The 12934-nt window shown below is 74.0% G+C and carries 11 protein-coding genes; 9 read left to right on the top strand and 2 right to left on the bottom strand.

All coding sequences use genetic code 11. The annotated features are described in order from the left end of the window. Positions 1 to 115: 115 nt before the first annotated feature. The 6 genes from KIS93_RS58145 to KIS93_RS58120 all read left to right on the top strand — a co-directional run bounded on the left by KIS93_RS58145 (position 116) and on the right by KIS93_RS58120 (position 7730). Positions 116 to 1438 (top strand): tetratricopeptide repeat protein, encoded by a 1323-nt coding sequence (locus KIS93_RS58145; protein WP_080039609.1) that lies wholly within the window; start codon positions 116 to 118, stop codon positions 1436 to 1438. A 50-nt stretch (positions 1439 to 1488) separates the two neighbouring features. Beyond that, a complete protein-coding gene (locus KIS93_RS58140; protein ID WP_080039608.1) occupies positions 1489 to 2136 on the top strand; it encodes a hypothetical protein in 648 nt (215 codons plus the stop codon). 127 nt (positions 2137 to 2263) lie between these two features. After that, positions 2264 to 3139 carry an SDR family NAD(P)-dependent oxidoreductase gene (locus tag KIS93_RS58135; protein ID WP_186405084.1) on the top strand — a complete coding sequence of 292 codons (876 nt, stop codon included), beginning with the start codon at positions 2264 to 2266 and terminating at the stop codon, positions 3137 to 3139. Between the two features lie 142 nt (positions 3140 to 3281). Next, positions 3282 to 6047 (top strand): helix-turn-helix transcriptional regulator, encoded by a 2766-nt coding sequence (locus KIS93_RS58130; RefSeq protein WP_080046833.1) that lies wholly within the window; start codon positions 3282 to 3284, stop codon positions 6045 to 6047. Between the two features lie 97 nt (positions 6048 to 6144). Next, positions 6145 to 6681, top strand: coding sequence for a TetR/AcrR family transcriptional regulator (locus KIS93_RS58125; protein ID WP_186405083.1), 537 nt, complete (start codon positions 6145 to 6147; stop codon positions 6679 to 6681). A 200-nt stretch (positions 6682 to 6881) separates the two neighbouring features. Then, entirely contained in the window at positions 6882 to 7730 is an 849-nt protein-coding gene (locus KIS93_RS58120; RefSeq protein WP_080039605.1) for an SAM-dependent methyltransferase, read from the top strand. A 31-nt stretch (positions 7731 to 7761) separates the two neighbouring features. Here the strand turns inward: KIS93_RS58120 and KIS93_RS58115 are convergent, their stop codons facing one another. Continuing rightward, a complete protein-coding gene (locus KIS93_RS58115; protein WP_080039604.1) occupies positions 7762 to 8421 on the bottom strand; it encodes a carboxymuconolactone decarboxylase family protein in 660 nt (219 codons plus the stop codon). 192 nt (positions 8422 to 8613) lie between these two features. Here KIS93_RS58115 and KIS93_RS58110 point away from each other — a divergent pair, with 192 nt between their 5' ends. After that, a complete protein-coding gene (locus KIS93_RS58110; RefSeq protein WP_080039603.1) occupies positions 8614 to 9378 on the top strand; it encodes a dienelactone hydrolase family protein in 765 nt (254 codons plus the stop codon). A 78-nt stretch (positions 9379 to 9456) separates the two neighbouring features. Here KIS93_RS58110 and KIS93_RS58105 read toward each other — a convergent pair whose 3' ends face one another. After that, complete coding sequence (locus KIS93_RS58105) at positions 9457 to 10452, bottom strand: hypothetical protein (RefSeq protein ID WP_155127703.1); 996 nt, start codon at positions 10450 to 10452, stop codon at positions 9457 to 9459. A gap of 411 nt (positions 10453 to 10863) precedes the next feature. On the opposite strand from KIS93_RS58105, the gene KIS93_RS58100 reads away from it, so the two are divergent. Together KIS93_RS58100 and KIS93_RS58095 are read left to right on the top strand one after the other, a co-directional pair. After that, the gene (locus tag KIS93_RS58100; RefSeq protein ID WP_186405082.1) at positions 10864 to 11001 is read left to right on the top strand and encodes a DUF6289 family protein; all 138 of its coding nucleotides are present in this window, start codon (positions 10864 to 10866) and stop codon (positions 10999 to 11001) included. A 49-nt stretch (positions 11002 to 11050) separates the two neighbouring features. Continuing rightward, entirely contained in the window at positions 11051 to 12883 is a 1833-nt protein-coding gene (locus tag KIS93_RS58095) for a WD40 repeat domain-containing protein (RefSeq protein ID WP_186405081.1), read from the top strand. Positions 12884 to 12934: the final 51 nt, after the last annotated feature.

The raw sequence follows: 12934 nt of genomic DNA, 5'->3' as shown, positions 1-12934 counted from the left end.
GGCACGGACGAGGCGGGGACACCGCTCGCCGACAGTGGACGAGGCCGGCCGGAGGTGTCGTGGGCGTCCGCCGGCCACCAAGTCATGGCGACGATGATCACATTGAGGAGAAGGCATGGCTGATGGCAGGCGATGGGACCGGCGTTCGCTGCTGCGGGGCGCCGCCGCGCTGGCCGGTGCCGCCGCGACCGTGCCGCTGCTGGGCGAGGCGGCCACCGCCCTGGCCGGCGGCGGCGACGCGGACGCGCTGTTCGAGGCCGGCAAGTTCGAGCAGGCCGGGCGCGCGTACGAGGAGATCCTGAAGAAGGACCCCGGGAACCTGCACGCGGCCCGCCGGCGCGGCTACGTCGGGCTGCTGGGCAACCGGTTCCCGGACGCCGAGAAGTACCTGAAGACGGCCCTCGGCCTGGCGCCCGACGACAAGGAAGCCCACCAGCTCCTGGGCGACTGCTACATCCGGCAGGACAAGTTCGCCCAGTCGGTACCACACTGGGCGGCGGCCGGCGACGAGAGCTACGCCCAGTGGTTCGCGGCGGTCCGCGGCGAGGCGTACCAGGTGCACGGCGACACGGCGCGGGTGCCGTTCGAGCAGATGGACCCCATGCCGCTGGTGGCGGCCTCGGTCAACGGGGGAGCCGCGAAGCGCTTCATGTTCTACACCGGCGCCCCGAACCTGAGCCTGCGCGCGTCGGTGGCCAGGGAGGCCGGGCTGCGTCCCGTCTTCAGCCAGGAGACCGACTTCGGGATGGGCCTCGTCCGGGCGCACTGGGGGATCCTGGACTCGTTCGAGCTGGGCGGCATCGAGCTGCGTAACCTCCCCGTGAGCTGGACGGAAACGACCTCGGGGGAGGACGTCGACGCCGACAGCGACGGCCTGATCGGCATGTGGGTCTTCTACCACTTGCTGCCCACCTTCGACTACGCGGGCCGGCAGCTGATCCTGCGCCGCCGCACCGCCGAGACGGCGCAGGCGGTGCGCGCCGCCGCCGCCCGGGCGGGCGTGCGGCCTTTGCCGGTGTGGCTGGCCCGCGAGCAGTACCTGCACAGCGTGGGCGGCTTCACCGGCGCCGCCGGATCCGCCACCGGCGTGGTGGGCGTGAACTTCGGCGGGGTGGGCGAGATCGCCGCCGGCGTGCGCGGGACGACGGCCGAGCGGCTGGGGATCCGCGTCGACCACGAACGCCAGATCGGCACGTTCGCCCATAGCCATCCGGCCGTCGTCTACCCCTGCTATCCGAAGGAGGTCCGGCTCGGTGACGCCGTCGCCAGGGACGTCTACTGTTACACGAACCCGAACCAGCCGCTCAACGTGCCCTGGCCCTACGGGACCGGGTTCGACTCGCCGGGCTGGTTCGCCCACTGCTTCTGGAAGCCGTACAACGTCACCGTCGACTTCACGCACATGAACCTCTACGTCGCCCGCGGCAAGGCCGCCTGATCACTACGATGGCACGGGCGGCGAGCTGGACGAGGACGGCTGAGGGACACATGGGTATCGTGCCGCGCGCCTTGCTGGCCGGCGCCGGGTTCCTGCTGGTCAGCCTGCTGCCCGTGAGTGCCACCGCAGGGGTGTTCGCGCTGACGGCCGGCGTGGGGTGGGCGTCGTTGGCGCTGGTCGTCACGGCGCTGGGCGGCATCGTGCTCGCCGCCGTGCTGGCCGGCGTGGTCGGCGCCGCCTCGCCCCCGAGGAGTGATCCGGCGCCGCTGGCCGGAAGTTTCGTGGTGGCGGCACTGCTCGGCCTCGCTCTCGGCGTGAACGCGGTCATCCACCTGGAGCAGGCCTACCAGCACTGGTACGGCGTGCCCGAGCGGGCACGGGTCTCCCTGGTGCAGGTGGACGAGGCCAGGCGCGGCGTCCACTGCCGGTACGTCCTGGGCGGGATCCGCGCCGACCAGTGGAGCGGCGAGTTCCCCGTCGACACGCAGGCGGATCGGGCGGCGTGCGAGGCGAAGGTCGGCACGACCGTCGAGGTGATGGTGGACCCGCGCCGGCGCGTCCGGCCGCGGATCAGCGAGGACGTGCGGGGCATCGGCACGGCGTTGTGGGTCGAGGCCGTGCTGCTGGCGCTGGCCGGGCTCGGCGGCCTGGTCACCGCCGGTCTTGCCGTCCGGCCGGCGAGAAGCCCGCGCAGGTGAGGCGGGCCGTCCCGGTGTGGTCCTGGGGTGGCCGTTCCTCACCGAATAACTCATCAGCGTTGAGTTCCTGTCGGGCGGCGCTTATCGTGAACTCATCACCGTTGAGTTGTCTCGGGAGGAGATGACGATGCCGCCATCCGTAGTGATCACCGGAACCTCGTCGGGCATCGGCCGCGCATCCGCCCTGGCCCTGCACGCCAGGGGCTTCACCGTGTTCGCCGGCGTCCGCGATCTCGCGGACGCCGAGGACCTGCGCGCCACGTCCGGCGGCGGCATCGTCCCGGTGCGCATCGACGTCACCGACGCGGAATCGATCGCCACGGCGGTGGCGCAGGTGGAGGCCGCCACGGGGATGGCGGGCCTGGCCGGGCTGGTCAACAACGCCGGGAGCGGCGCGCCGTGGCCGATGGAGCTCGTGCCGCTGCAGGTGTTCCGGGAGCACCTCGAGGTCAACCTCACCGGCCAGCTCGCCGTCACCCAGGCGTTCCTGCCACTGATCAAGCGCGCCAGAGGGCGCATCGTCAACGTGGGCTCCGAGGGCGGGCGCATCACGCTGCCGTTCCTCGGCCCCATCACGGTCGCCAAGCACGGGCTGGTCTCGGTGACCGACGCGCTGCGCATGGAGCTGCGCCCGTGGGGGGTGCAGGTCAGCATCGTGGAGCCGGGCGCCACGCGGAGCAGGGCCCCCGTCAAGCTGGTGGACCACGGCCGCCGCGCCGTCGCCGAGCTGTTCACGGCGCGCGGCCGGGCCGACTACGGGGTCACGTTCCTGCACGTGATCGAGAAGATCGCCGCAGGCCACGAACGGACGGGCAGCCCTCCGGAGGTAATCGCCCGCGCCGTGGTGCAGGCGATGACCGCGCCGCGGCCGCGCACGCGCTACCCCGCCGGCGGGCACGCCAGGCTGCTCACCCGGCTGCGGCGCGTGCTGCCGGACCGCGCGATGGACGCCCTGTTCCTGCGCATGCTCGGCGTCGATCGAGCCTCCTCCACGGGGGTGTGACGATCGTGCCGCCAGTCGTCCGACGGATTCGCACGCAGGGCGGGGCCTCTACCGTGAACAGGGTGAACCGCCCGGTCGGCACCGGTACGGGACCGCTGGGGGAGGGCGGTGCGGGGCGACCGGCGAGCGAATGGGGATGCTCATGCTCATAGGGCGGATCGAGGAGCGCGCGGCGATCGACCGGCTGCTCGCCGCGGCCAGAGCCGGGAAGAGCGGATCGCTGGTGCTGCGCGGCGAAGCCGGGATCGGCAAGTCGGCGCTGCTCGACCACGCCGCCGCGGCGGCGGGCCAGGAGCTGCGGGTGCTGCGCGGGGCGGGCTTCGAGCCGGAGATGGAGCTGCCCTTCGCCGGGCTGCACCTGCTGCTGCGCGGCGCCGTCGACGCCATCGACACGCTGCCCGGCGTGCAGGCCCGGGCCCTGCGCGGCGCGCTCGGCCTGGAGCCCGGGTTCAATGGTGACCGGTTCCTGGTCGGGCTGGCCGTGCTCACCCTGCTGGCCGACCTCGCGGAGCGGCGCCCGCTGCTGTGCCTGGTGGACGACGCCCAATGGCTCGATCACGCCTCCGCCGAGGCGTTGCTGTTCGCGGCCCGGCGGCTGGAGGCCGAAGGGGTGGTGCTCGTCTTCGCCGCCCGCGAGGACGAGCGCGCCTTCCCCGCCGCCGGCGTACCGGACCTGCACCTGACCGGGCTCGACCCGGCCGGCGCCGCGAAGCTGCTGGCCAGGTACGCCTTGGCGCCCCGGGCCCGCGAACGTGTCCTGCGCGAGGCGCGCGGCAACCCCCTGGCCCTGCTGGAGCTGCCCGCGCTGCTCACCGAGGCACAAGCGGCGGACGCGGCGCCCATCCACGCCTTCGGCATCGACGCCCGCCCGGCCCCGGGCCGGGTGCACCGCGCGTTCCGCGACCGCATCGCCCGCCTGCCCGAGGCGGCGCGCACCGTACTGCTGGTGGCCGCCGCCGACGACACCGGCTCGCTCGACGTCATCCTGACGGCGGCCCGCACGCTCGGCGCGGACCTGGCCGATCTCGACACCGCGGAGGCCGCCGGACTGGTGCACGTCGGCGACGGCCGCGTCACCTTCCGCCACCCGCTCGTCCGCAGTGCCGCCTATCATCTGGCCTCCCTGGTGCGGCGGCTGGCCGCCCACCGCGCGCTGGCCGGGACGCTGGCCGGGCGTCCCGGCGACGTGGACCGCTGGGCGTGGCACCTGGCCTCGGCCGCCACCGGCCCCGATGAGGAGAGCGCGGCGGCGCTGGAGCGCAGCGCCGAGCACGCCCGCGCCCGGGGCGGGCACGCGGCGGTCGCCGCCGCCTGCGAGCGTGCGGCCCGGCTCAGCCCCGACCCTCGCGAGCGTGGCCGCCGCCTGACCCTCGCCGCCGCCGCGGCCGCCGAGGCCGGGCTGTACGAGCGGGCCGGCGAGCTGGCCGACCAGGCCGCCGCCGATGTGGCCGACCCCCAGGTGCTGGCCTACCTCGCCCGCACCCGGGCGATGATCGCGATGGCGCACGGCGAGCCGGAAAGGGCGCACGCCCTGCTCGCCGGAACGGCGGAGGCCGTCATCGGCCAGGCCGAGGACGTCGCCGTCACGCTGTTCTTCGACGCGCTCACCCCCGCCTGGATCGGCAGCGACTACGCGGCACTCGCGAAGACGGCCACCCGCGTGTCCACGCTCCCCAGCACGAAGACCGGGCCGCTGCGGCCGATGACGCGGGTCCTGGCCGGCATGGGCGGCCTGGCCGGCGAGGAGCCGCCGGCCGGCCTGGCGTGGCTGCGCGACATGATCGAAGGTCTGCGCGACCGCTCCGAGCCCGCCGAGCTGCGGGAACGCGCCCAGCTCGCCATCTGGGACCTGGTGATCGGCGACGACACGAAGGCCCACGAACGTGCCGTGGCCATCGAGCGCCAGTGCCGGGATCAGGGCGCGATCGGGCTGCTGCCGCTGGCGCTCGCCCTGGTGGCCCGCTCGCAGATGTTCCTCGGCCTGCACCGGGAGGCGCTGGCCAGCGCCGAGGAGGGGCTGCGCATCGCCCGCGACACCGACCAGGGGTACTACGCGGCGCTGCTCGTCGGCGTCCTGACGTACCTGGCCGCGATCGAGGGCGACGAGGAGCGGTGCCTGAAGCTCGCCGCGCAGATCGCCGACGTCCACGACGCCGCCACCGGCGGCATCCGCTGCGTCTCGCTGAACCTGCTCGACCTCGCGCTCGGCCGGCCGGAGACGGCTCTGCGCAGGGCCGAGGCGTTCGGCACGGTCGGGCCCGCCGCCCGTACCGTCATGATCATGCACCGCATGCCGGACCTGGTGGAGGCGGCCGTGCGGGCCGGCCGCCCCCGCTTCGCCGCCGCCGCGTCCGAACGGGTGCAGATGTGGGCGGCGCAGACCCCGTCGCCGTGGGCGGGCGCGGTGGCGCTGCGCTGCAGCGCGCTGCTGGCCCCCGACGAGGACGCGGAGCGGTACTACGAGGAGGCGCTGCGGCTGCACCTGCGGGGCGGCCGGTCGTTCGAACGGGCCCGCACCGAGCTGCTGTACGGCGAGTGGCTGCGGCGGCTGCGCCGGCGCGCCGACGCCCGCCACCAGCTCCGCTCGGCCCTGGACATCTTCGACCGGCTCGGCGCCCGCCCCTGGGCCGAGCGGGCCCGCGCGGAGCTGCGTGCGGCGGGGGAGCGCCAGACCGGCGACGGGCGTGCGCCGGAGGGCCTGCTGGACCGGCTCACCCCGCAGGAGCTGCAGATCATCCGGCTGGCGGCCACGGGGCTGAGCAACAGGGAGATCGCCGCCCAGCTCTTCCTGAGCCCGCGCACGATCGGCTACCACCTGTACAAGGCCTATCCGAAGCTGGGGGTGGCCTCCCGGGCGGAGCTGGCCAGGCTCGACCTCGACGAGGGCGGACCCCTCGCCTGGCAATAACTCAACGTTGAAGAGTTATTCTGCTGGGGTGACTCAAACCCGCCAGAGGCGAGGCCCCGGACGCCGTCCAGGGACATCGGGGACCCGCGAGGCCATCGTGCGAGCGGCGCAGCAGAGCTTCGCCGAGCGCGGCTACACCGCGACCACCATCCGCGGCGTCGCCACCGCGGCCGACGTCGACCCGGCGCTCGTCCTGCAGTTCTTCGGCAGCAAGGACGGCCTGTTCGACGCCGCCCTGCGGGTCGATCCGCCGACCCGACCCCTGCTGGCGCTGGTGCAGGAGAGCGACGCCGACGTGCTCGGGGAGCGGCTGCTGCGCCGCTACCTGGAGCTGTGGGAGACGCCCGGCACGGGAGCGCGGCTCCTGGCGGTGGTACGCGGATCGGCGGCCTCCCCCAGCGCGTCGGCGATGGTGGCCGCGTTCATGTCCGAGGAGGTCATGCTGCCCCTCGCCCGCGCCATCGGGGCCGACCACGCCGAGCTGCGGGCCAACCTCACCGGCGCCCACCTGCTGGGGATCGCCACCGCCAGGTACGTGTTGCGCGTCGAGCCGCTCGCCTCGCTCGACCGCGAGCGCCTGGTCGCCATCCAGGCCCCCGTCGTGCAGCGCCACCTCACCGGAGACCTCGGCTGACAGTCCCTCTGGCCTGCCCCGGCACGTGAACCGGCGGCGCCGCTCACCAGTCACGTGACAGATTCGCGCCGCCACGACCGCCTTCTAGGGTCGATACCGATCAGGAGCGATAGCCGGCGGACCGCGTCCGTCCCGCCTGACCGCCCGGGTGCCCGGCGACGGACGGCGGACGGCGCGCATTCACACCACGAGGAGCAGGCATGAGCGCACTTCCGTCCTTGACGAGCATCGCTGGAACGAGCATCGGGGTGGCCGCCCTGCGCGCGCTGGAGGACGGCCGCGAGGACCGGCTCTTCCACGACCCGTACGCCGAGCGCTTCGTGCGGGCGGCCGGCGGCGACGGCTACTGGGACACGGCGCCCGCCGGCTGGGCGGCCTTCGCCGCGCTCATGGGCGAGCAGGTCGCGGTGCGCACCCGGTACTTCGACGAGGAGCTGCTGCGGGCCGTGGCAGAGGGGTGCGAGCAGGTCGTGCTGCTGGCCTCCGGCATGGACGCGCGCGCGTACCGGCTGGACTGGCCCGACAGGACCCGCGTCTTCGAGGTCGACCTCGCCGAGGTGCTGGCCTTCAAGGCCGCTGTCCTGCGGGACGCCGAGCCGGCGTGCCAGCGCGTGGAGGTGGCGACCGACCTGCGCCTGGACTGGCCGCGCGCGCTGCGCGAGGCCGGGTTCGCGCCCGGCGCCCCGACGGCCTGGCTGATCGAGGGCATCCTGTACGCCCTCACGCCCGAGGCCGCCCACGCCCTCCTCGACCGTGTGACGAGCCTGTCGGCGCCCGGCAGCGTCGCGGCCTTCGAGCACCTCCCGGACAATCCCGCCCTGCGCACGGCCAGGACCTCGATCTCCGCCGAGATGGCGAACCTCTGGCTCGGCGGACCCGAGGGCGAACCGGGCCTGTGGTGGGGGCGGCACGGGTGGACGGCGCAGGCCCGGGACGTCCGCGAGGTGGCCGCGGCGTACGGGCGCCCCGCGCCGGCCGCGTTCGACCCCGCCCGTGATGGCTCGGGGCCCGGCTGGGTGGGCACCGCCCGGCTCCCGAAGACCGGATGATCGGGCGGTCTGCGGGCCGCCGGTGGTGGGGTCATGACGTGGCCAGGATCTTCTCCAGCTCCTCCAGTGCCGCGCACGTCTCGATGACGCCCATCTCGGCGGTGAAGCGGACGGCGTCGCGTACGTCGTCCGCGCCGGCGACCTTCAGTGCCAGCTCGACGTGCCGGCGGAACGACTCGCCGAGCGCGCGCTGCGTGACGTGCGCGGTGAGCGCGACGAAGGCGCGCTCGCGCGGGCTCAGCCGCTCCTCCGACCAGGCCCGCCCGGTACGGGAGGCCACGAACCCGGCCATCCACGAGTCGCCCACCGGCCAGGAGACCCCCGCGGATCCGCCCGCCGAGCCGTCCGTCACCCGGGACGGCTCGGCGGCGGTGTCGAGGCCCAGCTCGCCCGCGATCTCCGCCACCCGGCCGAGCGCCCCCGCGGCCGACGGATAGCCCGAGTACGGGGCCACGAACCTGATCAGCGCCAGCATGTCCGCGTACGGGACGCCGTGCCTGCTCATCGCGAGGACGTGCATCTTGAAGGGCAGGCCGAAGCTGGCGCGGCAGATGTCGTGCGCCGTCACCTGCAGCAGCTTCTCGCGCACGCTGGTGCACGGCAGGCCGAAGGTGAACCCGCCGGTCTCCAGCGCCATCTTCTCGAACTCGGCGTCTACGGCGGCGAGCGGGCCGCTGGGGAGATCAACCATGGGGCCGGCCTTTCTCGTGATCGTGGGACGGAGCGGTGAGGGACGGGCCGTCCTCCCGCCACTGGCCGACGCTATATCCTCATCTGGGGACTTTCAAGTCCTCGCATGGGGATATATCGCGGAAAGGGCGCCACCCCCATCGCGCCGATAATCGAGTCGCCGCGTCAGCGGGAGTGCCGGTCTAATACCGGCATGCGCATCACCTCGGAAACGTTCACCGACGGCATCCGCGAACAGCTCTTCACCATCGGAGAGATCCCGGGGGTGCTGTGGACGCCCGCCGAGGGCTCCGGTCCCCGCCCGCTGGTCCTGATCGGGCATGGCGGCGGGTCGCACAAGAAGGGATGGGAGGTCGTCTCCCGGGCCTTCCCGTACGTCACCACCTGCGGCTTCGCAGTCGCCGCTATCGACGCGCCGGGCACCGGCGACCGGCCGCAGCACCCGGAGGTCCGGCGGCTGGTCGCGCTCATCCAGGAACAAGAGGCCGCGGGCGAGCCCTTCTGGTCCGGCCCGGAGTGGCCCGCCCTCAACGAGACGGTGGCGGCGCAGCTCATCCCCGACTGGCAGACCACCCTCGACGCGCTGCGGAAACTGGACTCCGTCGGCGACAGCCGCCCCGTCGGCTACTACGGCCTGTCGCAGGGCGGTGAGATGGGCATCCGCCTCGTCGCGGCCGAACCCCGGATCACCGCCGCGGTCCTCGGCCTCATCGGAAGCGAATGGCTCATCGACACCGCGGCGCGGATCACGATCCCGGTCGAGTTCCTGCTGCAGTGGGACGACGAGGGCAATCCGCGCGACTCCGTCATGAAGCTGTTCGACGCGCTCGGCTCCGCCGAGAAGACCCTGCACGCCAACCCCGGCAGCCACTTCCGGGTCCCGTCCTTCGAAATCGATAGCTCGATCCGATTCTTCGCCCGGCACCTTGGTGCGCCAGGCAATCTCCACGTCCGGTGAGGACATGCCGCGTGGTCAGCCCCCCGCCGTCACCGCGCGTGGCCCGCGTTCGTCCGAAGCGCGAACCTTTGGTCCCGGTCAGCGTCCGGGCGGCTTGCGGTAGGTGACGAGGTCGTCGCCCTGCCCCGGGTACGCCATGATCAGCAGCCGCTGACTGCGCCGTTTCCCGCCTTCACCGCGGAACCACGCGAAGTGGACGCGGATGCGGTAGTGCCCCGTGCGGCCGTCGAGCGACAGGTCGGGCAGCTCCATCCCGCCCGTACTCGCCCGGAAGAACATCCGGCCGCCGCGGTGGTCGTAGCCGGCCTCGGCGACGTGGTCCCAGCCCTTGGTCTCCACGGGCGGGCGCAGCGCGTAGGTCTCCAGCGTGACGCAGGCGGGGAGGCCGGCGTGCGTGCGCACCGCCACGTGGCCGGGCCCCGCGCCGACCAGCCCGTTCTTCAGGCTCTGGACGGGCACGCCGGCCCCCGTCCCGGGGGCGTACAGCTCCATCCCCGTTCCCGGCCACCGCGGATCCTCCAGCCGCACCGCCTTGGCGGGCGCGATGAGGGGGCGGTGGCGAGGGGTGGCCGCGCACTTCCGCCGCTCCTTGGCGTCGGACTCGGCGAACTCGCGGTCCGCGGCGGCCAGGTCGGCCTCGACCGTGGCGTCGGCGGCCGGGCAGATCGGGGCGAGCAGGCCGTACAGCTCGCGCACGTCCACCCCCTCCGCGGCGTCCAGGCGGGCCGGCTCGTCCGGGTCGTCGCGGGTGTAGGCGGCGCACAGGCGGTGTCCGTGGGCGAGCAGCACCTGGTCGGGCGTGCTGGTGGCAAGGCCGAGCGCCTTGTCGGTGCGCACGGCGCAGATGAAGGCACGCGCGCCGGTGGGCGGCGGCGGTCCCGCCACCTCCGCCGGCCGGGCCGGCGAGCAGTCCTGGGCGGTGGTGACGGGGCCGCGCGCGTGGTCGGCGACGGGCAGGAGACACAAGGCCGCGGACGCGAACACGGCCGTCACCGGCACGTGGCGGCGCGAGCGGGCCGGGGGCGAGGCCGGTCTCGGTGGCAGTACGTCAGAGGTGGGCGAGGGGAGCGTCATGGATGAGGTCATAGGCCATGTCGGGGTGCGGGAGGCTGAGCCGAAAAGCGGGTTCGGTCGACGAACATGAGCCCCTCTTGCCTTTTCTCCACATACGACGCATTATTTCGATCATCGGCTGGGGCGCCCACCAAGCCGCGAAACCCTCGGTGCTGTTCGGTGCTCAGGAAGGATCCTCGGTGATCCGACGCGCGCTCCTCGCCGCCCCCGTCCATGCCGTCGAACGGCGAGCAGGCGAGCAGGACCTGGCACGAGAGCCCCTGCTTCTGGGGCAAGGTCCCCACCGCTTCCCCCGTTCAGGAAAGGACGATTCATGATCCGTCGCGTGCTGGCTGCCGCCGCCCTGACGAGTGCCGTACTCGCCACCGTACCGGCCGCCGCGCAGGCCGCCCCCTCTGCCGGGCCGGCTACATGTGCAACACCCAGTACTTCTCCGACGCCGCCCGCACCAACCTGGTCGGCGTCAAGACGGAGTTCTGCGACGGCGAGGTCTCGATCTGGGGCCGGACCACCGGCTACATCACGTGGTCCGCCAGCCCCTGCGGCTGACGAAGGACGGCCGGGCGACGGCGACCCGTCATGATCTACTATGCACGGCATGCCATCTGAGGGTTCCGCCGCCTGGCGCCTGCGCCCGTCCTGGACCAGCCTGCTCCCGAAGGGCGTGCGGTCCTGCCCGCCGCTGGGCTCCGCCGACGGCCACACCGGCTGGGTCGCGTCGGTCGTGACCACCGTCCTCGGCGGCCGTCCCGTGGCGCTCACCGGCAGTGGCGACCACACCGTACGGGTGTGGGACCTCGCGACCGGCGACCCGGTGGGCGGCCCGCTCGACCTGGGGGCCGGCAGCGTGGAGGCCCTCGCCATCGGCGAACGGCAGGGCCGCCGGGTGGTGGTCACCGGCTGCTACGACGCGACGGTCCACGTGTGGGACCTGGAGACGCGGCAGGAGGTGATGGCGCCGCTCGAAGGCCACACCGGCCCCGTGTACGCGGCGGCGACCGCGGTGCTGGACGGCCGCTGGGTGGCCGTCACGGGCGGCGGCCCCGAGGTGCGGGTGTGGGACCTGGAGACCGGTGACCCGGTGGGCCGGCCGTTCACCGGCCACACCGGCTATGTGGGCGCGCTCGCGGTGACGGAGCTGACCCCCGGCCATCTGGTGGTCGTCTCCGGCGGCTACCGGGCCGCCACCCGCGTGTCGGACCTCGCCACCGGGCTGCCGGTCCTCGACCTGCCCGGACCGGCGAACCTGGAGGACGTGACGACCACCGTCGTGGACGGCCGCCAGGTGGCGGTCACCTGCACCTCGGACGACCCGACCCTCCAGGTGTGGGACCTGAGCACGGCCGAGCGGATCGGCGAGCTGTTCCCGCAGCATCTCCGCACGGCGCACGCGCTGGCGACGGCGGTGGTGGACGGCCGCCAGGTGGTGGTGTCCACCTGTGACGGCGGGTCGGTGCGGGCGTCGGACCTGGTCGTGGGCGAGCCGGCCAGCGAGCCGGCACGCGGGGAGCCGGTTGGTGAGCCGGTACGCCACGACGCCACGATCAGGGCGGTGGCCACCACGACGGAGTCCGGCCGGCCGGTGGCGGTCACCGGCGGCGACGACCGGACCGTACGCGTGTGGGACCTGGACACCGGCGACCAGGTGTGCCCGCCGCTCACCGGCCACACCGGCGCCGTCACCGCCGTGGCCGCGACCCAGGCGGACGACCGCGCCATGGCGATCACCGGCGGCGACGACGGCACCGTCCACCTCTGGGACCTCACGCTGGGGAAGGCGGCCGGAGCACCGCTGACCGCCCACCACCGCCCGATCACCGCCGTCGCGGCCGACATGCCCCTGGCCATCACCGCCGGCGACGACAAGACCATCCGCGTCTGGGACCTGCGCACCGGCGAAGAGACCGGCAACCCCCGCAAGAGCGACCACCGATGGGTCCACGACCTGGCCACCACGATGCTCGACGGCCGGCCCGTCGCCGTGCTCGGGCGGTGGGGCGGCGGCTTCCGCGTCCGCGACCTCGCCACCAACCGCGACACCGGCCTCCAGAGCACCGGCGGCAACGGCAAACCGGTCCGCCTGGTGGCCGTCACCCTCGTGGACGGCCGCCCCATCGCCGTCACCACGGACGACGACTGGCGCGACCCGCCGCTGAAGGTATGGGACGTCGCCACCGCCCGGCAGCTCGGCCACCTTCCCGCCGGCACCGTGAACGCCCTCGCCGCCACCACGATCGGCGGCCACCCGGTCGCGATCGTCGCCGGCCACTATGACACGGTGACGGCCTGGAGCCTGCTCACCTTCGACAGGATCGGCCCTGACCTCGTGCTCCCCGGCCCGGTCCACGCCGTCGCCGCCACCCCGCGCGGCGACGTCGTCGTCTGCTTCGACCGCGACATCGCCGTGTTCACCGCGGCTCCGCCGAGCTGACCCGCCGCGTGCCGCCCGGCCTCCCGCCGCAGAGCGCCGCCCCGAGGCGCC

The organism is [Actinomadura] parvosata subsp. kistnae (genome assembly GCF_900323885.1).
GTDB lineage: Bacteria > Actinomycetota > Actinomycetes > Streptosporangiales > Streptosporangiaceae > Nonomuraea > Nonomuraea composti.
Note: the sequence above shows the minus strand (reverse complement) of the source record. Positions and strands in the feature narration are given on the sequence as shown.

What these genes read in the sequence shown, in the direction of transcription:
- KIS93_RS58145 (WP_080039609.1), top strand. Translation starts at nt 116, where the DNA reads ATGGCTGATGGCAGGCGATGGGACCGGCGTTCGCTGCTGCGGGGCGCC.
- KIS93_RS58140 (WP_080039608.1), top strand. Translation starts at nt 1,489, where the DNA reads ATGGGTATCGTGCCGCGCGCCTTGCTGGCCGGCGCCGGGTTCCTGCTG.
- KIS93_RS58135 (WP_186405084.1), top strand. Translation starts at nt 2,264, where the DNA reads ATGCCGCCATCCGTAGTGATCACCGGAACCTCGTCGGGCATCGGCCGC.
- KIS93_RS58130 (WP_080046833.1), top strand. Translation starts at nt 3,282, where the DNA reads ATGCTCATAGGGCGGATCGAGGAGCGCGCGGCGATCGACCGGCTGCTC.
- KIS93_RS58120 (WP_080039605.1), top strand. Translation starts at nt 6,882, where the DNA reads ATGAGCGCACTTCCGTCCTTGACGAGCATCGCTGGAACGAGCATCGGG.
- KIS93_RS58115 (WP_080039604.1), bottom strand. Translation starts at nt 8,421, where the DNA reads ATGGTTGATCTCCCCAGCGGCCCGCTCGCCGCCGTAGACGCCGAGTTC.
- KIS93_RS58110 (WP_080039603.1), top strand. Translation starts at nt 8,614, where the DNA reads ATGCGCATCACCTCGGAAACGTTCACCGACGGCATCCGCGAACAGCTC.
- KIS93_RS58105 (WP_155127703.1), bottom strand. Translation starts at nt 10,452, where the DNA reads ATGACGCTCCCCTCGCCCACCTCTGACGTACTGCCACCGAGACCGGCC.
- KIS93_RS58100 (WP_186405082.1), top strand. Translation starts at nt 10,864, where the DNA reads ATGTGCAACACCCAGTACTTCTCCGACGCCGCCCGCACCAACCTGGTC.
- KIS93_RS58095 (WP_186405081.1), top strand. Translation starts at nt 11,051, where the DNA reads ATGCCATCTGAGGGTTCCGCCGCCTGGCGCCTGCGCCCGTCCTGGACC.